At 69.8% G+C, this 20027-nt stretch carries 14 protein-coding genes; 10 read left to right on the top strand and 4 right to left on the bottom strand.

Annotation, left to right across the window (positions count from 1 at the left end):
• Window positions 1–62 precede the first annotated feature (62 nt).
• Together OG538_RS28230 and OG538_RS28225 are read left to right on the top strand one after the other, a co-directional pair.
• The gene (locus OG538_RS28230) at window positions 63–854 is read left to right on the top strand and encodes a hypothetical protein (protein WP_406098235.1); all 792 of its coding nucleotides are present in this window, start codon (window positions 63–65) and stop codon (window positions 852–854) included.
• 181 nt (window positions 855–1035) lie between these two features.
• Entirely contained in the window at window positions 1036–2061 is a 1026-nt protein-coding gene (locus OG538_RS28225) for a VOC family protein (protein ID WP_406098234.1), read from the top strand.
• Window positions 2062–2071: 10 nt separating this feature from the next.
• Here the strand turns inward: OG538_RS28225 and OG538_RS28220 are convergent, their stop codons facing one another.
• Complete coding sequence (locus OG538_RS28220) at window positions 2072–3640, bottom strand: arabinogalactan endo-beta-1,4-galactanase (protein WP_406098232.1); 1569 nt, start codon at window positions 3638–3640, stop codon at window positions 2072–2074.
• 59 nt (window positions 3641–3699) lie between these two features.
• Window positions 3700–5745, bottom strand: coding sequence for a beta-galactosidase (locus OG538_RS28215; protein WP_406098230.1), 2046 nt, complete (start codon window positions 5743–5745; stop codon window positions 3700–3702).
• Window positions 5746–5925: 180 nt separating this feature from the next.
• On the opposite strand from OG538_RS28215, the gene OG538_RS28210 reads away from it, so the two are divergent.
• The 7 genes from OG538_RS28210 to OG538_RS28180 all read left to right on the top strand — a co-directional run bounded on the left by OG538_RS28210 (window position 5926) and on the right by OG538_RS28180 (window position 16908).
• A complete protein-coding gene (locus OG538_RS28210) occupies window positions 5926–7248 on the top strand; it encodes an extracellular solute-binding protein (RefSeq protein WP_406098228.1) in 1323 nt (440 codons plus the stop codon).
• Window positions 7245–8171, top strand: a complete 927-nt coding sequence (locus OG538_RS28205) for a carbohydrate ABC transporter permease (protein ID WP_406098226.1) — start codon at window positions 7245–7247, stop codon at window positions 8169–8171. Before OG538_RS28210 ends, OG538_RS28205 begins: the two co-directional genes overlap by 4 nt.
• Window positions 8168–9034 carry a carbohydrate ABC transporter permease gene (locus OG538_RS28200; RefSeq protein ID WP_406098224.1) on the top strand — a complete coding sequence of 289 codons (867 nt, stop codon included), beginning with the start codon at window positions 8168–8170 and terminating at the stop codon, window positions 9032–9034. The genes OG538_RS28205 and OG538_RS28200 overlap by 4 nt, the downstream gene beginning before the upstream one ends.
• A gap of 41 nt (window positions 9035–9075) precedes the next feature.
• The gene (locus tag OG538_RS28195) at window positions 9076–10110 is read left to right on the top strand and encodes a LacI family DNA-binding transcriptional regulator (protein WP_406098222.1); all 1035 of its coding nucleotides are present in this window, start codon (window positions 9076–9078) and stop codon (window positions 10108–10110) included.
• A 427-nt stretch (window positions 10111–10537) separates the two neighbouring features.
• Window positions 10538–10708: a hypothetical protein gene (locus tag OG538_RS28190; protein WP_406098220.1), complete on the top strand. Its 171-nt coding sequence runs from the start codon at window positions 10538–10540 to the stop codon at window positions 10706–10708.
• A gap of 519 nt (window positions 10709–11227) precedes the next feature.
• Window positions 11228–15310 carry a carboxypeptidase regulatory-like domain-containing protein gene (locus OG538_RS28185; RefSeq protein WP_406098218.1) on the top strand — a complete coding sequence of 1361 codons (4083 nt, stop codon included), beginning with the start codon at window positions 11228–11230 and terminating at the stop codon, window positions 15308–15310.
• Window positions 15311–15450: 140 nt separating this feature from the next.
• Window positions 15451–16908, top strand: coding sequence for an NF041680 family putative transposase (locus OG538_RS28180; protein WP_406093517.1), 1458 nt, complete (start codon window positions 15451–15453; stop codon window positions 16906–16908).
• A 324-nt stretch (window positions 16909–17232) separates the two neighbouring features.
• On the opposite strand, the gene OG538_RS28175 is transcribed toward OG538_RS28180, so the two are convergent.
• A complete protein-coding gene (locus OG538_RS28175) occupies window positions 17233–18303 on the bottom strand; it encodes an alkene reductase (RefSeq protein WP_406098217.1) in 1071 nt (356 codons plus the stop codon).
• A gap of 169 nt (window positions 18304–18472) precedes the next feature.
• Here OG538_RS28175 and OG538_RS28170 point away from each other — a divergent pair, with 169 nt between their 5' ends.
• On the top strand, window positions 18473–18958 hold the full coding sequence (locus OG538_RS28170; protein ID WP_406098215.1) for a MarR family winged helix-turn-helix transcriptional regulator: 486 nt from the start codon (window positions 18473–18475) through the stop codon (window positions 18956–18958).
• 5 nt (window positions 18959–18963) lie between these two features.
• Here OG538_RS28170 and OG538_RS28165 read toward each other — a convergent pair whose 3' ends face one another.
• Window positions 18964–20025, bottom strand: a complete 1062-nt coding sequence (locus OG538_RS28165; protein ID WP_406098213.1) for an aminotransferase class V-fold PLP-dependent enzyme — start codon at window positions 20023–20025, stop codon at window positions 18964–18966.
• Window positions 20026–20027: the final 2 nt, after the last annotated feature.

The raw sequence follows: 20027 nt of genomic DNA, 5'->3' as shown, positions 1-20027 counted from the left end.
GGGTATCCGAACGGCGTCGAGCCGAGGGAAGGCCGGAGGCCGACCGGAATTCAGCACGCACGGTGATCGCCGCATCGGTCCTGGCCGGCGTATCCGCCGTGATCGTGAGCTTCATCACCGGCCTGGGCTCATCGATTCAGGGCATCGTCGCCGACGTGCTGTCGGACGATAGGAAGCCTGCGGCTTCGGCAGCACCGCACACGGAGCCTGCGGTACCGGTCAAAGTGGTGGTCATACCGGAAGAGGGCGGCTCGTTCCTGGTTTCGGAGCAGCGCGTGACCAGTGCCGCGGACAAAGCCATGCTGATCCATGGAGCGACGTCGCCGGAGGCCTGGGACCGCCTGCTCCGGAAGATCAAGGCCACCTCGATCAGCACAACCGCGTACAAGGTCGCCGTCACCAATGTATCGGCCTCCCCGGTCCGGGTGGTGGACATCGTCCCCGTGGTCACGCGCCGCTCCGACGCGATCGACACCACGATGATCGAGCCCCTGGGCGGCATCGCGTCGGACACCGTCCCGGTCCAGCTGAACCTGGACAACCGGTACCCCCGGTTCACCCAGAACGGAAAGCCCTACTTCACCCGTCAGTCACAGGTCCTCAAGGCGGGAGAGGGTTTCGTCATGGCGGTGGAGTCGAAACTCCGGGGCAAAGAGTACGTCGAATACCACCTGAAGGTGGATTACCTTGACAAAAAGGGCAGTCAACGCTCTCTCGAAGTGAATGATCCCAGTCGGGGCGTCGGTATCTTCCGGGTTTCCGGCATGGTCGACGACAAGGAATATGCCGACTACTGGGGACCGGCGAAGGAGGGGAGGAAGCGACGGCTGTACAGCCGGGAGGAGAGGGAATGACCGAGCCACGGGCCGCGGGCCGGCTCCCGGCCGATCTCGGGCAGGGCTGACGGCACTTGAGTACGCGATCGACGGCGGACCCGTTTCGAGCAGGTGCGCAACGGGTTCCGGATCGACGCGGCTGCGCCCCGACGTCTCAACTCGTTGGACCTGCGGGCGGGTCAGCGGAGACAGTGACCACATGACTTCACACGTACACCACGTCACCGTCGACTGCGCAGACGCCTACGAACTCGCCACGTTCTGGGCCGAGGTGCTGGGTGTTTCCCTCGCCGACGACGACTTCCCCGGCGACCCCGAGGCGCTGGTCGAGAGCCCCGGCGCCGCCCTGCTGTTCATCACCGTGCCCGAGCCCAAGAGCGTCAAGAACCGCATCCACTTCGACATCCAGCCGGACGACCGCACCCGCGACGAGGAGGTCGAGCGGCTGCTCGCACTCGGCGCCACCCTGGTCGCCGACCACCGCAAACCCAATGGGCGGGGCTGGGCGACCCTCGCGGATCCGGAGGGCAACGAGTTCTGCGTGGAGTGCAGTGCGCGCGAGCGGGCGCGGCTGACCGGGACGAGGATGCCGGTCACCGCGGACGATGTGACGGCCGCGGTACGGCTGGCCGTGGACACGCTCACGGAGTCACCGGCCGAGGACTGGCACATCCCCGCGGGGACGCTCACCTGGGACTGCTGGGAGACCGTGGAGCACCTGAGCGACGACCTCTTCGCCTACGCCGTTCAACTCGGCCCGCGCAAGCCCTCGTTGGAGAACGATGTGCCCTATCGCTGGGCTCCCGAACGCGAGGGCGGCCCCTGGAACGCGATCTTCGCGGACCCGGAGGCGGGAATCGCCGGGCTGCTCCAGACCCTGGAGGCGAGCGGCGCCCTCCTGGCCGCGATGGTGCGGACGGCCTCACCCGGTGTCCGCTCCTTCCACTCCTACGGAGTCTCCGACCCGGAGGGCTTCGCCGCGATGGGCATCGTGGAGACCCTCGTGCACACGCACGACGTCGCTGCCGGTCTGTCGCTCTCCTGGTCCCCGCCCCGGGACCTGTGCGACCGAGTGCTGGCCCGGCTCTTCCCCGACGCCCCGGCCGACGAGGACCGGTGGACCGTCCTGCTCTGGTCCACCGGCCGCGCGGATCTGCCGGGCCGCGAGCGCGTGACGTCGTGGAAGTGGCACGGGGCCCCGTTGGAGGAGACCCCGCAGCCGTAGTCCCGGACGACTACCGGTGGGAGAACCAGGACGCCGCCGGGAGCAGCTTCGTGTCGTATCCGAACAGCGCCTGGTTCTCCCAGGCGTTGCCGGAGGCGGGGTCGGCCGGGTCCCAGCCGCTGCCGTTGACGGCGGTCCAGGCCGGCTCCCAGTACACGGCGCCGAGGCCCCGGCCGCCGGGGACGGCCTCGACGACGTTCATCACGTCGCGGAGGTTGGCCGCCTGACCTGCCGGGGTGGCCGGGTAGCCGCTGACGAGCTGGTCCGCGGTGGCGATGTTGTTCTCCAGGCCGTCGGCGTCGGCCAGGGTGTGGGCGTAGGCCGTCTCGGCGATCATCACCGGCTTTCCGTACCGGGAGGCGGCGTCGTCGAGGTTGGTCTGGAGGTCGTTGAGCGGTCCGTGCCAGTACCCGTAGTACGAGAGCGCGATGACGTCGAAGGGCACGCCGTGCGCCACGGCGTTGTCGAACCACCAGCGGGTGCCGGCGTTGTCGCCGCCCTTGGCCAGGTGCAGCGCCACCCTCGTACCGGAGGAGACGGCCTTCGCCGCGTTCGCGCCGGAGGTGAGCAGTCCGGCGAGCTGGGGCCAGTCGTCGGTCGACCCTTCGGGCCAGAGCATTCCGGCGTTGGTCTCGTTGCCTATCTGGACCATGTCGGCGGTGGTGCCCTGTGCCTTCAGCGCGTTGAGCACGTCGTACGTGTGGTCGTAGACGTCCCTCTTCAGCTGGGCGTAGCCGTGGCCGGCCCAGGCGGCGGGCTTGTTCTGCTTGCCCGGGTCCGCCCAGGCATCGGAGTAGTGGAAGTCGATGAGGGTCTTCATCCCGAGGCCCTTGGCGCGTTTGGCCATGGCCAGGACATGCGCCTTGTCGTTGTAGCCGTCGGCCGGGTTCACCCAGACCTTGAGGCGGACGTAGTTCATCCCGGCGGACTTCAGGAGGCCCATCGCATCGCCGGCGGTGCCGCTCGCACTGCGGTAGACGGCGCCGTGCGCCTCGTTCTTCGGCAGGGTGGAGAGGTCACCGCCCTTCACGGTGAGCCCGGTGGCGCCCGGGGTGAAGGCGATGTCGTCGAAGTTGGCCCACTCCCCCGCGTGGGCGTCCGAGTTCAGGCTGATCGTGCAGGAGCCGCCGGTGACCTTCACCGAGGTGACGAGACGGATCCAGGCGCCGTTCGCGGTGGGCGGCAGATCGGTGCGCTGTTCGGCGCTGCCGCAGTTGCGCAGGGCGATGTAGGCGGAGTTCTGGCCGCCGCCCGACCTGACCCAGGCGCTCAGGGTGTAGGTGCCGTTGGTGAGGCCGGTGAGGTACTGGTACGTCTCGACCTTGTAGGCGGAGGCCGACCAGTGGCTGAGCCGGGTGCCACCGCTGTGGCCGCCCGCCTCGGTGAAGGACGCGGCGTTCTGGCCGCCGGCCGAGTAGGTCGACCAGCCGGTGCTGCCGGACTCGAAACCGGTGTTGGCGGGGGCGGCGGCGGCTCTGGCCGCGTGGGCGGGGAGTGCGGGGAGTGCGGCCAGCAGGAGGCCCGAGAGCGAGGCTGCCAGCACCGCCGCTCTCTTCTTGCCGTGCGTCGTTCCGTACATCGTCGATGTCCCTTCGACCGTTGCGCGGGAAGTGCAGGGGGAAGCGGGGTCGTGCGTCCTCAGCCGTCGAGGCGGACCACACGGACGGAACCCGCCGGGACGGCGAGGTGGCCCGTGGCCGGTTCTCCGGTGAGGAGTTCGGTGCCGGGGGCGTCGAGCGGCACCTTGGCCTCACCCCCGGTGTGGTTGATGACGAAGAGGTACGTGCCGCTGTCGCCGGTGCGGGTGACGGCCTCGACGTCGTACGGGAGGCCGGTGCGGGGTGCGATGCGGGCGTCCTCGCAGGCCCGGTCGAGCACGGCGTCCAGGTCGGCGCCGGTCAGCCGGGTGGAGACGTACCAGGCGGTGCCCTCACCGAGGCGGTTGCGGGTGACGGCGGGCCGGCCCGCCGGGATGCCGTCGGCGTAGGACCACATGGTCTCGGCGCCGCGCGGGATCACCACGTCCGACCAGAGGTCACCGGTCAGCTCGGGGCCCTCGGGTGCGCCCTCGGGGGTGATCAGGCGGACGGTGCCTCCCTCGGCGAGCGGAGAGAACTCCTCGACCGTCAGCCCCAGTACGTCCCTGAGTGCGCCCGGGTACGGCCCGGGGTGCACGGCGTCGTCGGCGTCGACGATGCCGGAGAAGTACGAGACGACGAGTGTGCCGCCGCCCTCCACGTAGCGGCGGAGGTTGCGGCCCGTCTCCTCGGTCGCTAGGTAGAGGGCCGGGACGACGACCAGGGGGTAGCCGGACAGGTCGGCGTCGGGGTGGGCGAAGTCGACGGTGAGGTGCCGGTCGAAGAGCGAGGCGTAGAAGGTGTCGGCGCGCTCACGGGCGTCGTGGTCCTGGCTCGGGCGCCACTCCAGGGACTGCGCCCACCAGGACTGCCAGTCCCAGACCATGGCGACGTCGGCGACGGTCCGGGTGGTGCGGATCTCGTTCAGCAGGCCGAGGTCGGCTCCCAGCCGGGAGACCTCGCGCCAGATCCGGGAGTCCGTGCCGGCGTGCGGGAGCATCGCCGAGTGGAACTTCTCCGCGCCCCGCAAGGACTGCCGCCACTGGAAGAACATCGCGCCGTCGGAGCCGCGGGCGACATGGGCGAGGCTGTTGCGGGCCATCTCGCCCGGGCGCTTGGCGGGGTTGCGGGGCTGCCAGTTGACGCCTCCGGCGGAGTGCTCCAGGAGCAGCCAGGGGGCGCCGCCCGCGACCGAGCGGGTGAGGTCGGCAGCCATGGCGAGGTTGACGTGGGTGCGGCGGCCGTCGGTGATCAGGTAGTGGTCGTTGGTGACGAGGTCGACCTCCCGTCCCCAGGCCCAGTAGTCCACCGAGTCGCACTGGCTGAGCGCGGTCATGAAGTTGGTGGTGACGGGGATGCCGGGGGCGAGCCGGTGCAGGATGTCGCGCTCCGCGCAGAAGTTCTCACGCATGGTGGTGTCGGCGAAGCGGGCGTAGTCGAGCTGCTGGGCCGGGTTGCCGACGGTGGGGGTGGTGCGTGGCGGGTCGATCTCGTCGAGACCGCGGTAACGCTGGCCCCAGAAGGCGGTGCCCCAGGCCTCGTTGACGGCCTGGACGCTCCCGTGGCGCCCGGCCAGCCAGCGGCGGAAATGGGCGGCGCAGTTGTCGCAGTAGCAGGCGCTGACCGGCACACCGTACTCGTTGTGGACGTGCCACAGGGCGAGGGCCGGGTGGCTGCCGTACCGGCGGGCGAGCTGTTCGGTGATGCCGGCCGCGGCGGCCCGGTAGTCGGGGTTGCTGTGGCAGATGGCGCCGCGTGATCCGAAGGCGTACCGGACGCCGTCCCTGCTGACCGGCAGGGCCTCGGGGTGCTGACGGTAGAACCAGGCGGGCGGAGCGACGGTGGGGGTGCCGAGGTCGGCGCGAATGCCGTTGACGTGCAGCAGGTCCAGGAGCCGGTCGAGCCAGCCGAAGTCGTGACGGCCCGGCTCGGGCTCCAGCAGCACCCAGGAGAAGATCCCGACGCTGACCATGGTGACGCCGGCCTCCCGCATGAGGCGCACGTCCTCGTGCCAGACCTCCTCGGGCCACTGCTCGGGGTTGTAGTCGCCGCCGAAGGCCAGCTGGTGCAGACCCTGCGGGGCAGTCGCGCGAGGGGTGTGCGGCATGGGCGTCTCCTGGGCTCTTTGGTACAACTTCTGGGAACGTGCACACACACTCTCGGTGGCGCAGAGCCAACATAACCGCACAGCAACAACCATTGACAAGTGTCGGTTTCGTTTCTCTACTGTGAACGCTCACAGCGCACATCAGCGCTGCACCCTCGCTTCTCGTCAGGGGAGACATCCATGAAGTACCGCATCGTCGCGGCGTCCACGGCCGCCGTGCTCGCCGCCACCGCACTGCTCACGGGCTGCGGCTCGTCGGACGACGACAACAGCGGTGACGGCCCGGCCGCCTCCGGCCCCGCCTCGCTCACCTACTGGGCCTGGGCCCCCGGCCTGGACAAGGTCGCGGACATCTGGAACAAGGGCGAGGGCAAGAAGGCCGGGATCACGGTCACGGTGAAGAAGCAGGCGTCGGGCGACGACCTGGTCACCAAGATCATCACCGCGGCGAAGGCGCACAAGGCCCCCGACCTGGTGCAGGCGGAGTACCAGGCGCTCCCCACCCTGGTCTCCAACGATGTGCTGGCCGACATATCCAAGGAGGCGGGCGACGCCAAGGGCGAGTTCGCCGACGGCGTCTGGCAGCAGGCGACGCTGGGCTCGGACGCCCTGTACGCGCTGCCGCAGGACTCCGGCCCGCTGATGTTCTACTACCGCCAGGACCTGTTCAAGCAGTACGGGCTGTCCGTGCCCACCACCTGGGACGAGTTCGCCGAGACCGCCCGGGCGCTGAAGAAGAAGGCGCCGGACAAGGACCTCACCACCTTCTCCTCCAACGACTCCGGCCTCTTCTCGGGCCTCGCCCAGCAGGCCGGCGCCCAGTGGTGGACCACCTCCGGCGACAAGTGGAAGGTCGCGATCGACGACCCGGCCACCCAGAAGGTCGCGAGCTTCTGGGGCGGACTGGTCAAGGAGGGCGCCATCGACAACCAGCCGATGTACACCCCGGCCTGGAACAAGGCGCTCAACACGGGCAAGCAGATCGCGTGGGTCAGCGCGGTCTGGGCTCCCGGCACCCTGACCACCGCGGCGCCCGACACCGCGGGCAAGTGGGCCATGGCCCCGCTCCCCCAGTGGAAGTCCGGCGAAAGCGTCACCGGCAGCTGGGGCGGGTCCTCCACCGCCGTCACCAACGACTCGAAGCACAAGGGGGCCGCGGCCACCTTCGCGAAGTGGCTGAACACCGACCCCACCGCGCTCGCCGCACTGGTCAAGGAGAGCGGCATCTACCCCGCCGCCACGGCCGCCCAGACCGGGGGCGCCCTCGCCGAGCCGCCGGCCTACTTCTCCAACCAGCCGGAGTTCTACACCGAGGCCGCGAAGATCGCCAAGGGCACCGCCCCGGCCGCCTGGGGCCCGAACGTGAACGTCGCGTACACGGCGTTCAAGGACAACTTCGCCAAGGCCGCCAAGAACAAGTCGGACTTCACGCCGGCCCTCACCGCGATGCAGGACGCCACCGTCGCCGACCTGAAGAAGCAGGGCTTCGGAGTCTCCGAGTGACACGCGCACGCCGCCGGAAGCCGTACGGGGTCAAGAGCGCCCCGTACGCCTTCCTGATCCCCGCCACCGTGCTGTTCCTGCTCTTCTTCGCCCTGCCCATCGGTTACGCGCTCTATCTCAGCTTCCGCCGGACCGAGGTCAGTGGCCTCGGCCTCGGCAAGGGCGCCCGTCAGGAGATCTGGGCCGGGTTCGCCAACTACACCGACGCGCTCTCCGACTCGGAACTGCTCCACGGGGCGCTGCGCATCCTCGGCTACGGCGCGATCGTCGTCCCGGTGATGCTCGGCCTGGCCCTGCTCTTCGCCCTGCTCCTGGACACCGAACGGCTCCGGGTGCGCGGTTTCACCCGGCTGGCGATCTTCCTCCCGTACGCGATCCCGGGCGTCGTCGCCGCCCTGATGTGGGGCTTCCTCTACCTGCCCGACGTCAGCCCGTTCTACTTCCTGCTGGACAAGGCGGGGTTGCCGCAGCCGGATCTGCTCGACGGCGGACCGCTCTACCTCGCCCTGGCCAACATCGCCGTCTGGGGCGGCACCGGCTTCAACATGATCGTGATCTACACCTCGCTGCGGGCCATCCCCGCCGAGATCTTCGAGGCGGCCCGCCTCGACGGCTGCTCGCAGTGGCAGATCGCGCTCCGGATCAAGATCCCGATGGTGGCGCCGTCACTGGTGCTCACCTTCTTCTTCTCGATCATCGCGACGCTGCAGGTCTTCAACGAGCCGACGACGCTGAAGCCGCTCACCAACTCCCTCTCCACCACCTGGAGTCCGTTGATGAAGGTCTACCAGGACGCCTTCGTCAACAACGACATCTACACGGCGGCCGCCCAGGCGGTCATCATCGCCGTCGTCACCCTGGCCCTGTCCTTCGGCTTCCTCAAGGCAGCCAACTCCCGTACGAAGCAGGGAGAATCCCCGTGACCACGCCGCACCTGAAGCAGCTGCCCGCAGCCCCGCGCCGGTTCGCCCTCGTGCCCACCGCCGCCCTGCTGATCGGCGCGCTCTACTGCCTGCTGCCCGTCGCCTGGATCCTGGTCGCCTCGACCAAGTCCGGCAGCGAGCTGTTCTCCACCTTCACCTTCCTGCCCGGCTCCGGCTTCGCGGACAACGTCGCCGACCTCTCGGCTTACCGGGACGGCGTGTACTGGAAGTGGATGGCCAACTCGGCCCTCTACGCCGGTGTGGGTGCGCTGTTGTCCACGGGCGTCTCCGCGGTCTCCGGATACGCGCTGGCGGTATACCGCTTCCGCGGCAGGGAGAGCATCTTCAACATCCTGCTGGCCGGGGTGCTGATGCCGCCGGTGATCCTCGCCGTGCCGCAGTACCTGCTGATGGCGAAGGCCGACCTGACCGACTCCTACCTGTCGGTGATGCTGCCGGTGATCCTCTCGCCGTACGGGGTGTACCTCGCCCGGATCTACGCGGCCGCCGCCGTGCCCGGCGATGTGATCGAGGCGGGCCGGATGGACGGCGGTGGCGAGTGGCGGATCTTTGGGACCATCGCGCTGCCGATGATGCTGCCGGGTCTGGTGACCGTCTTCCTCTTCCAGTTCGTCGCGATCTGGAACAACTTCCTGCTGCCCTACATCATGCTCGGCGACGACGAGAAGTTCCCGGTCACGCTGGGGCTGTTCACCCTGCTCCAGCAGGGCTCCACCACCCCGGCCCTCTATACGCTGGTGATCACGGGAGCGCTGCTGGCGATCGTTCCCCTGATCGCCCTGTTCCTGGTCATCCAGCGTTTCTGGAGCCTCGACCTGCTCTCCGGGGCCGTAAAGTCCTGACGGGCCCCGCCAGGAAGCTACTTGATGAGAGATCACGCACCATGAGCCGCACAGAACAGACCGGTACGGGACGCCGCCGGCCGCCGACGATCCATGACGTGGCACGCGAGGCAGGAGTCTCGCGCGGCACGGTCTCCCGGGTGCTGAACGGCGGTCACAACGTCAGCCCGGCCGCACTGGACGCGGTCAACTCCGCCATCCGCAAGACCGGTTACACGGTGAACCGGCACGCCAGGTCGCTGATCACGGGCCGCTCCGACTCGGTGGCGTTCCTGCTCACCGAGCCACAGGAGCGGTTCTTCGAGGACCCGAACTTCAATGTGCTGTTGCGCGGCTGCACCAGCGCGCTCGCCGCGCACGACATCCCGCTGCTGCTGATGATCGCGGGTACGGAGGCGGAGCGCCGCCGGAACATGCGGTACATCGCCGGCCACGTGGACGGGGTCCTGCTGGTCTCCAGCCACTCGGGCGACCCGGTCGCCGCCCAGCTGCACGAGGCCGGGGTCCCCCTGGTCGCCTGCGGGAAGCCGCTCGGGCAGGGCTCGAAGGTCAGCTATGTGGCGGCCGACGACCGCGACGGCGCCCGGGACATGGTGCGTTTCCTGTACGAGTCGGGGCGCCGCCGGATCGGTACGGTCAGCGGCCCGCTGGACACCCCGGGCGGTGTGGAGCGGCTGGCCGGCTACCGCGAGATGCTCGCCGACTGCGGGCTGCCCGCCGACGACGCGCTGATCGTGCCGGGCGACTACAGCCGGGCGGGCGGCGAGACGGCCGCCGCTCTGCTGCTGAAGCGCGCGCCGGACCTGGACGCGGTGTTCGTCGCCTCGGACCTGATGGCGCAGGGTGTGCTCGTGGCGCTGGAGAGGGCCGGGCGCAGGGTGCCGCAGGATGTCGCGGTGGGCGGCTTCGACGACTCCCCCGCGGCGCTCGCCTCCCGGCCCGCACTGACGACGATCCGTCAGCCGTGGGACCGGATCAGCACCGAGATGGTACGGGTGCTGCTGGCCCAGATCGGCGGGGAGGACCCGGCCGCGGTGATACTGCCCACCGAGCTCGTCCGGCGGGACTCGGCCTGAGGGCTGTCCGCAGTTCCTGGCGGGCCCAGGAACTGCGGACAGCCCTCAGGGGCGGCTCGGGCCGCCCGTCGGCTCCGCTCACCTCATCGCCCCACACCCCTCCGGGTGCGCGGGGCCCGGACCAGGGGACCCCGGACTTCCCGATGTCCGCGGCCGGACCGTTCGAGGCCCGAGCGCTCACCGATGCGGTCTAGACCTGTAAGCGGTGTGGGGGCCCCACGCCCACGCCCGGACAGGCCGCCGCGGCAACGGTGGGGAAAATCCGGCACAGCGGGCCTACCAGGCACCTAGCCCCCGCAACACCCGGGCGCCCGCTCCCGCTGACCGGGAAGCCACTGCGCAGGTTTACCCTTCGGGCGCTGCCGGTATTTTCACCGAATCACCGCGGATAAACCTCTCCGCACCCCCTATTGTTTAGCAGATTCCCATGGGCCGACGCATCGCCCCGCCGAAGCATCAGACCGGAGTCCGCTATTCCAATAAACCTTCCAAGCAGAAACTCTCCACTTTCGTGCAACTTGCACAGATCATGTCCAAAACCGATCGCCTCCTTGCATCCACCTTCGGCGAAAGTGCCGGTCGCGGCCGTCTCGCCTGACCGGCGAAATCAACGGACCTACTCAAGTGGCTGGAATTGGACTCGGCGCCCTGGCCGCTTCCGGACCCCCTCCGGCCACGCACCGCTCATCCGCAAGCGGCGCACGGCCGCCCACCACGAGGGTTTTCGTTCCTCACCATGTGGTGAATCCATCCCAAATGGCGTGAAAGGCGTACGACGCCCCAGCCGGCCTCGACGCAGGGAGACCGGAGGCGAGCAGCCGGTTGCCTAGACCACTGAACGCGACCGGGATTCCTTTTCTCTCGGTTCGCCGGAAAATGCCCCCTTCAGGCCGCAGGGAAATAAATCCTTAACGACAGCGTCATTGACATATGCCTCTCGAATACCGACTAAGTGGTGGACGGCGAAAGTAATTCGCCGTCGACCTGTAAAGCGTGTGGTCGACCCGTGCATCACATGGGAGACACGCAATTGACTGTCACCGGCATATCCAGACCGGCTGCCAGACGCGGAAGATCGGCCTGGACTGGGCTGACCGCCCTCGCCAGCGCCTCAGCCATGGCCTTACTGGGACTCACCGCCCCGGCGGCGACCGCGGCGGCTTCTGCGAACGCTGACGTGCACACCAAACCGTCCGTCGAGGCGTCCTGTGCCGAACCCGGGCCGGGTGAGGTCCGCTGCTTCGCGCTGCGCCGCACCGACGTGACCGCCAAGGAGGGCGTCCAGCCCGACGCCGCCACCCCGAGCGGATGGGGCGCCACCGCGCTCCAGGGCGCGTACAACCTGCCGGCCGATGGTGGGGCGGGCCGGACGATCGCCATCGTCGATGCCTACGACGACCCGACCGCCGAGGAGGACCTCGCCGTCTACCGGGCGCAGTACGGGCTGCCCGCCTGCACCACGGACAACGGCTGCTTCAAGAAGGTCGACCAGCGCGGCGGCACCGACTACCCGGCGGCCAACAGCGGCTGGGCCGGTGAGATCTCGCTCGACCTGGACATGGTCTCGGCCGCCGCGCCGTACGCGAAGATCGTCCTGGTGGAAGCCGACTCCGCCAGCTTCGAGGACATGGGCGCCTCGGTCGACCAAGCGGTCGCGCAGGGCGCCAAGTACGTCTCCAACTCGTACGGCACCGGCTACTCCAGCGACCCGGGCAGTGGTGAGGACCCGGCGGAGACCACCGAATTCGACGCCCACTACAACCACCCGGGTGTCGCTGTGGTCGCCTCCTCGGGCGACAGCGCCTACGGCGTCTCGTACCCCGCAGCCTCGCAGTACGTGACCTCCGTGGGCGGCACAGCCCTGGAGCAGGACTCCTCCACCACGCGCGGCTGGTCCGAATCGGTCTGGTTCAACAGCTACGGCGGCCCTGGCTCGGGCTGCTCGCTCTACGAGGACAAGCCCGCCTGGCAGGCGAGCGTCAGCACCGACTGCGACAAGCGCGCGGTCTCCGACGTCGCCGCGGTCGCCGACCCGTTGACCGGTGTCTCGGTCTACCAGACCTACGGCGGGGACGGCTGGGCCGTCTACGGCGGCACCAGCGCCTCCTCACCGATCATCGCCGGTGTGTACGCGGCGGCCGGCACCCCGTCGGCGGGCTCCTACCCGGCCGCGTACCCGTACGCGGCCGGCGGCAGCGGCCTGAACGACGTCGTGGACGGCGGCAACGGCACCTGCACCCCGGCCAGGCTGTGCACCGCGGGTACGGGATACGACGGTCCGACCGGGCTCGGCACGCCCAACGGCGTGCAGGCGTTCCGTAACGGTCCGCACGGCGTGCTGAGCGGCTCCGTCACCAGCAGCGCCACCGGTGACCCGGTCGCGGATGCGGAGATCACCGCGGGTGACTCCCAGGCCACGTCCGAGGCGGACGGCACCTATTCGCTGACCCTGCCGCCCGGCACCTACGACGTGAAGGTCACCGCCTACGGCTACCGGACGGCCACCTTCCCCGGCGTCGAGATCACAGACGGCGGATCGGTGGCCAAGAGCCTCGCGCTCGCCCCGGTCGAGACCCGGACGGTCTCGGGCAAGATCACCGACGGTTCCGGCCACGGCTGGCCGCTCTACGCAGCGGTCACCGTCGACGGGATGCCCGGCGCACCCGTCGAGACCGACCCGAGCACCGGCACCTACTCGGTAGACCTCCCGTCCGACACGTCGTACACCCTGAAGGTCACCAGCAACTACCCGGGTTACCGCAGCGTCACCAAGGACATCACCGTGGGCGACTCGGCGGTCTCCGCCAACGTGAGCCTGCCGGTGGACGCCTGGGCGGGCACCGCAGCCGGATACACGGTGGCGGACACGGGCACCACCGAGCCCTTCGACTCGACCACCTCCGCGCCCGAGGGCTGGAGCGTCGTCAACGCCGAAGGCACCACGGGAGGCTGGCAGTTCGACGACCCGGGCGGCCGGAAGAACACCACCGGCGGCAAGGGCGCCTTCGCCATCGTGGACAGCGACAAGGCCGGCAGCGGGAAGGTCCAGAACTCCACGCTGACCAGCCCGTCCTACGACTTCTCGGGCACGGAGCTGCCCGAGCTGAGCTACCGGACCAGCTACAAGCCGTACTCCGGTCAGAAGGCCGACGTCGAGGTGAGCTCGGACGGTGGCACCACCTGGTCCACGGTCTCCTCGCACACCACCGCCGTCACCGGATCCAAGGTCACCCTTGCGCTCACCGACTACGCGGGCAAGTCCGACGTCCGGGTGCGGTTCCACTTCACCGGCAAGTTCAGCTGGTGGTGGCAGGTCGACGACGTGTTCGTCGGCTCCCGCAGTCTGTCGGCCGTCCCCGGCGGTCTGGTGGTCGGGCAGGTCACCGACGCCAACACGGGTGACGGCATCGCGGGGAGCACGCTCGACGGCACCGGCGACGGCGCCGTGAGCACGACCTCGGTCGCCACCCCGGCCGACGCGGCACTCGGCGACGGCTTCTACTGGGCCTTCGCACCGGTCGGCAAGCAGACCGTGACCGCTGCGAAGCCGAAGTACACCAGCGCCTCCAAGGCCGTCACCCTCGCCGCCGACTCGACCGTGACCAAGAACTTCTCCCTCAAGGCCGGGCGCCTCAAGGTCACCCCCGCCGCGGTCGACGCCCCGGTGGCTTGGGGCGGTTCGGCGACCAGGACCGTCACGATCAAGAACACCGGTGGTGCGGACACCACGGTCAAGCTGGCCGAGAAGGCCGGCGCCTTCACGCCCGCCGCCTCGGGTGCCCCGCTGATCCGCACGAAGGGGGACTACTCACCTCTGTCGGCGAAGAGCCAGGCCGGCAAGTCGGCCGGTCCGGCGGTCGCTCCGGCCGAGGGTGGGGACGCCTGGCAGACCGTGGCCGATCTGCCCGAAGCCGTCATGGACAACGCGGTCGCCGCCGACAACGGCAAGATCTACTCGGCGTTCGGCTTCGACGGTACGGACGACACCAGGTCGCTGTACTCCTACGACGCGGCGGAAGGCTGGACGAAGCTGGCCGACGCGGCCGACACCAGGGAGGCTCCGGCCCGCGGCTTCATCAACGGGAAGCTGTACATCGCCGGCGGCTGGGGAGCCAGTGGGGCCCCGGACGCCAAGCTGGAGATCTACGACCCCGCCTCCAACACCTGGACGACCGGTGCCTCCTCGCCGGCTCCGCTGGCGGGCTCCGGCTCCGCGGTCCTGAACGGCAAGCTCTACTCCGTCGGCGGCTGCACCACCGCCTGCGGCTCCACATCGGTGACGGTCTACGACCCGTCCGCCAACTCGTGGTCCACCGCGGCAAGCTACCCGCAGAGCGTCGCCTGGGAGTCGTGCGGCGCCATCGGCGGGCTGCTGTACTGCTCCGGCGGTACCACCAGCGCGGGCGAGCTGAAGTCCGCATACGTCTACGATCCGGCCGCCGACTCCTGGTCGGCCCTGCCGGACATGCCCAAGACCCAGTGGGCGTCGTCCTCCACGGCGGCCAACGGTCTGCTGCTGATCTCGTCCGGTGTCAGTGGTGGCGCTCTCACCAACGCGGGTTACGCCTACGACCCGGAAGCCGGGTCCTGGTCGTCCCTGCCCAACGCGGACGTGGCGACCTACCGCGGGGGCGGCGCCCCGGGCTTCTACAAGGTCGGTGGCGCCAATGCTCCCAGCACCCCCGCCACCGCCGTCGAACTGCTGGCCGGCTACGACCAGACCGGCGGTTCGGACGTCAGCTGGCTGTCGCTGGACCACTCGGAGTTCAAACTCGCTCCGGGGGACAGCATCTCGGTCGCGGTGACGGTGAAGTCCTCGGTCGAGGAGATCACCCAGCCGGGTGAGTTCACGGCCCAGGTCGGCATCTCCGCCACCACTCCGTACCCGGTGGCACCGGTCCCCGTCACCATGACGGTGGCCCCGCCGAACACCTGGGGCAAGATCACCGGAACGGTGCTCGGCAAGTCGGCCACCGGCACCACGGCACCCCTCAAGGGGGCGACCGTCCAGATCGACTCATGGGCGTCCTCGTACACCCTGATCACGGACAAGGACGGCCACTACGCGCTCTGGCTGGACGCCCGCAACAACCCCCTCACCGTGATCGTCGCCAAGGACGGTTACGCCCCGACCGTGGCCACCGTCAAGGTCGTCAAGAAGGGAACCGTGACCACCGACTTCACCTTGAAGAAGGCCTAGCTTGATCTTTAACCTCGGGGCCCGAACGAGTCCTCGTACTTGATCACTCGGACTGGTAACTGCGGTACATGCGGGCGGCCTTCGGCTGAGCATGTGATCCGACCAAGGAACACACAACGCTCAGCACGAAGGCCGTGGGGATGAGTCTGTCGCATCACGTCGTCCGACAGGATCCGATTGCGGGACTGTCACGCTTCCGGGGTGAGTTCTACTCCTGTCTGACCAGGCGTGCGGATGGACTGTTCGAACTCGTGGACGCGGTGTTGTGCGCGGACGGGCCGGTCCGTTCCCTGGTGGAACTGTCATTGGTCGGCGAACACCGGCGGGGACACGGCGGGCTCTACGACGCCCTGGCCGCAGGCCGGGTCGATGTCACCCGGCTGCGACGGGCCCTCGCCACGATGCCGCTGCCGCGCGCGTCGGACGGCCGCCTCGTCCTTGCCGCCGACCTCACCTGCTGGCTGCGGCCCAGCGCCCACACCTCACCGCAGCGAATCCTGTGCCATACCTACGGCCGGGGCAAGGACCAGCACATCCCAGTTCCCGGCTGGCCGTACTCGGTGATCTGCGCGCTTGAGACGGGCCGCAGTTCCTGGACCGCACCACTGGACGCACTACGTCTGGCACCGGGCGACGACGCTGCCACCGTCACCGCCAGGCAGATGCGCGAGCTCATCGAACGGCTCATCACAGCCGGGCAGTGGAAAGACGGCGACCCGGAGATCCTGATCGTGGTGGACGCCGGATACGACGTGCCACGTCTGGCCTTCCTGCTGAAGGACCTGCCGGTGCAGGTGCTGGGCCGGATGCGCTCGGACCGCGTACTTCGACGCGCGGTACCACCCCGTGAGCCCCGTCTCCGAGGGCGGCCGCCCCGTCACGGCGGCGAGTTCGTGTTCGGTGACCCGGCCACCTGGGGCGCCCCCGACGCGCAGACGGTGACTGCGACACGCCTTTACGGCACTGCCGTCGCACGGGCCTGGGACCGGCTCCACCCGAGACTGACCCACCGCTCGGCCTGGACCGCCGAGCTGGGTGCCCTGCCGGTCATCGAGGGCACCGTGATCCGGCTGCGGGTCGAGCACCTGCCCAGCGGCGCGACACCGAAGCCGGTCTGGCTGTGGTGGTCAGGCACCGACGCCACAACGGCCGACGTCGACCTGCTCTGGCAGGCATTCCTGCGACGCTTCGACATCGAACACACCTTCCGGCTCTTCAAACAGACCCTGGGCTGGACCTGCCCGAAGATCCGCAGCCCCGAAGCCGCCGATCGCTGGACCTGGCTGATCGTCGCCGCGTTCACTCAGCTCCGGCTCGCACGCCCACTGGCGGCAGACCTCCGACGGCCGTGGGAGAAGCCGGCCCCGCCCGACAGACTCACCCCCGCCCGAGTCCGCCGCGACTTTCGGCACCTCCGCACGAAGGCCGCCTGCCCAGCCGGAGCACCGAAAACCGCCCGGCCCGGTCCAGGACGCCCACCCGGCCGCAAGAACGACCAGCCCACTGCCCGCTATGACGTGCACACAGTCGGCAAACCAGGTTCCGCCAAGCGACGAACGAAAAAGTCAACGACTCCACGTCCACGCCGCACAGGTTAAAGATCAAGCTAGGGCCTGTTTCGAAAGTAGCGCCGTCCGCCCGGAGGGCGGGCTCGGCGGCGTCCGGTGCGTGCGATCGCAAGGCGGAGGGTCGCCCCGGTACTGGGGGTATCGAGGCGACCCCGACAACGCGGCGAGCGTGCGTGCCAGGCGTCGCCGAGCAGGCGGGACTTTCGAAACACGCCCTGGAGGAAGCGGCGGTGTCCGCCCCGGGGGCGGGCCCGCCGCACGCCGGTGTCCGGGCTGCCCGCGCGGCAGCGGGCCGGAGTCCGAGGACAGGGCGCCACGGGAGACCATCTCTCCCGGGCGCCCTGTCGCCGGATGTCAGGCCCCCAGCACCGGGTAGTCCGTGTAGCCGCGGTGGTCGCCCCCGAAGAAGGTGGCGCTGTCCGGGGTGTTGTAGGGCCCGCCCGCCCTCAGCCGCTCCGGCAGGTCCGGGTTGGCCAGGAACAGCGCCCCGTAGGCGATGAGGTCGGCCACGCCCTCCTCGATCAGGGCGAGCGCCCCGGGTGCGGTCGGGCCCTCGCTCGCCGGGTTGAGCACGAGGGTCCCGTTGAACTGCTTGCGCAGGGACTCGGTCAGCGCCCGGTCGTCGGCCACGCTCTCGACGAGGTGCAGATAGGCGAGCCCGAGGGGCTCGATCGCCTGCACCAGCGCGCTGTACGTGGGCTCCGGCGCGGGCTCGTCGATGTCGTTGTACGGGTTTCCGGGCGAGAGACGGATCGCGGTGCGGTCGCCACCTATCTCGGCGACGACGGCACGCACCGTCTCCAGGGCGAAGCGGATCCGGCCCTCCACCGATCCGCCCCACTCGTCGGTGCGCAGATTGGAGTTGGGCGCCAGGAACTGGTGGATCAGGTATCCGTTGGCGCCGTGCAGTTCCACTCCGTCGAAGCCGGCGTCCACCGCGGCCCGCGCCGCGGTGGCGAAGTCGGCGATCGTCCCCCGGATCTCGGCGTCGGTCAGCTCCCGCGGGGTGACGAGGTCCTTCGGGCCCACATGGGTGAAGACCTGTCCGGTGGCCGCGACAGCGGAGGCGCCGACGGGGGTCAGTCCGTCGGGCAGCAGGACCGGGTGGCCGATGCGGCCGGCGTGCATGATCTGGGCGAAGATCGTGCCGCCCTTGTCGTGCACGGCATCGGTCACCTTGCGCCAGGCGGCGATCTGCTCGTCGCTGTGCAGCCCCGGGGTGCCGGGGTAGCCCTGGCCGACGACCGACGGCTGGATGCCCTCGGTGATGACGAGCCCGGCCGAGGCGCGCTGGGCGTAGTACTCGGCGGTCAGCTCCGTCGGCACCCCTCCCCCGCCCGCCCGGCTGCGCGTCATCGGCGCCAGCGCGATGCGGTTGGCGAGCTGTGTGCCGGCCAGGTCGAACGCGTCGAATGCGGTGGTCATGGGAGCCCCCTGGGAAGAATATGTGGTCGGCCAACCAAAACTATATGGCCGGCCAAGCATCTGCGACGTGTGCCACTGTAGCCCATTACTTGGCCGACCAAGGTAAAGTTGCCGAGACGCCGCGCCCGGCAGCCGCACCGCCGCCCCCGCACCACCCGAGGAGCCCCCGATGACCTCCGATCCCGCCTGTACCGAGCTCCCCAGCGCCGCCCGCGGCGGTCCGGTCAGCCACGCCGTGTCACGGGTCGCGCGGCTGCACCGGATCGCGGCGGGCAGACTGCTCAAGTGCGCGGGTCTCTATCCCGGCCAGGAGTTCCTGATGATGTACCTCTGGGACGCCGGTGCGGTCCGTCAGTCCGAAGTGATCAAGGCGGTCGACCTGGACCCCTCCACGGTCACCAAGATGCTCCAGCGCCTGGAGCAGTCCGGGCACGTCCGCCGCAGCCCCGACCCGGCCGACCGCCGGGCCGTCCTGGTCGAGGCCACCGACAACAGCTGCGCCCTGCTCTCCGACGTGGAAAGGGCCTGGACGGACCTGGAGGAGCACACCCTGGCGGGACTGGACGCGGGAGAGCGCGAGGAGCTGGCCCGGCTGTTGGCCAGGGTCGAGGAGAACCTCTGCCGGGAGTCGTCGGACTGCCCGGAGAACCGCTGACGGCCTCAGCCCCCGAGCACATCCAGCGCACGGTCCACGTCGGCGTCGGTGTTGTAGAGGTGGAAGGCCGCCCGAAGATTCCCGGCCCGGCTGGAGACCATCACCCCGGCGCGCTCCAGCTCCGAGGCCCGGTCGCCGAGTCCGGGCGCCCCGACGACGGCCGTCCTGCCGGGAACAGGCTTGTGCCCCAGCCCTTCCAGCCCTTCCCGGAACCGGGCCGCGAGTCCGGTGGCGTGCGCGTGGAGGGCGTCGATGCCGACCTCGTTCAGCAGCGCGAGAGAGTGCTCGGCCCCGTGGTACGGAAGGAACGCGGGCGGTTCGTCGTAGCGACGGGCGTCCGGGGCGAGCTTCCCGACCGGTTCGTACAGGCTGTTCCATGAGTCCGCGGCGGCGACCCAGCCCGCGAAGACCGGCGGGAGCGACCGCTGCGCCTCCTCGGTGACGGTGAGGAACGACGTACCCCGAGGACACAGCAGGAACTTGAAGCCGCCGGTGACCGTGTAGTCGTACGCCCCCGCGTCCAGCGGCAACCAGCCCGCCGACTGGGTGGCGTCCAGCAGCGTACGGGCGCCGTGGGCGGCGGCCGCCGCGCGCACCGCGTCCAGGTCGGCGAGCCGGCCGTCGGCGGACTGCACGGAGGAGAGGGCGACGAGTGCGGTACCGGCGTGCACCGCGTCGGCGAGGTCCGCCAGCGGCACGTACCGCATCCTGAGGTCGCCGCGGACCGCGAACGGGCTGGTGACCGAGCTGAACTCCCCTTCGGGGGCGAGAACTTCGGCTCCGGCGGGCAGCGAACAGGCGATCAGGCCCACATGCACGGCGACGGAGCTGCCGACCGCGACCCGGCCGGCGTCGACACCGGCGAGCCGCGCGAAACCGTCCCTGGCCCGGTCCACCGCCTCGAAGTCGCCCGCACCGGACCTGCGGCCGGTGGCGTTCGCCTCGGCGAGCGACTTCACGGCGTCGACGGTCCGGCGGGGCAGCAGACCGCAGGAGGACGTGTTGAGGTAGGCGGTCTCCGGCGCGAACTCGGCGGCCACCGCGCGACTGAGCGAAGAGATCATCATGA

It is taken from the genome of Streptomyces sp. NBC_01013 (genome assembly GCF_045162765.1).
In the GTDB taxonomy this organism is placed as follows: Bacteria; Actinomycetota; Actinomycetes; order Streptomycetales; family Streptomycetaceae; genus Streptomyces.
Note: the sequence above shows the minus strand (reverse complement) of the source record. Positions and strands in the feature narration are given on the sequence as shown.

Coding starts and splice junctions, on each gene's coding strand:
- OG538_RS28225 (WP_406098234.1), top strand. CDS start 1,036: ATGACTTCACACGTACACCACGTCACCGTCGACTGCGCAGACGCCTAC.
- OG538_RS28220 (WP_406098232.1), bottom strand. CDS start 3,640: ATGTACGGAACGACGCACGGCAAGAAGAGAGCGGCGGTGCTGGCAGCC.
- OG538_RS28215 (WP_406098230.1), bottom strand. CDS start 5,745: ATGCCGCACACCCCTCGCGCGACTGCCCCGCAGGGTCTGCACCAGCTG.
- OG538_RS28210 (WP_406098228.1), top strand. CDS start 5,926: ATGAAGTACCGCATCGTCGCGGCGTCCACGGCCGCCGTGCTCGCCGCC.
- OG538_RS28195 (WP_406098222.1), top strand. CDS start 9,076: ATGAGCCGCACAGAACAGACCGGTACGGGACGCCGCCGGCCGCCGACG.
- OG538_RS28190 (WP_406098220.1), top strand. CDS start 10,538: ATGGGCCGACGCATCGCCCCGCCGAAGCATCAGACCGGAGTCCGCTAT.
- OG538_RS28185 (WP_406098218.1), top strand. CDS start 11,228: ATGGCCTTACTGGGACTCACCGCCCCGGCGGCGACCGCGGCGGCTTCT.
- OG538_RS28180 (WP_406093517.1), top strand. CDS start 15,451: ATGAGTCTGTCGCATCACGTCGTCCGACAGGATCCGATTGCGGGACTG.
- OG538_RS28175 (WP_406098217.1), bottom strand. CDS start 18,303: ATGACCACCGCATTCGACGCGTTCGACCTGGCCGGCACACAGCTCGCC.
- OG538_RS28170 (WP_406098215.1), top strand. CDS start 18,473: ATGACCTCCGATCCCGCCTGTACCGAGCTCCCCAGCGCCGCCCGCGGC.
- OG538_RS28165 (WP_406098213.1), bottom strand. CDS start 20,025: ATGATGATCTCTTCGCTCAGTCGCGCGGTGGCCGCCGAGTTCGCGCCG.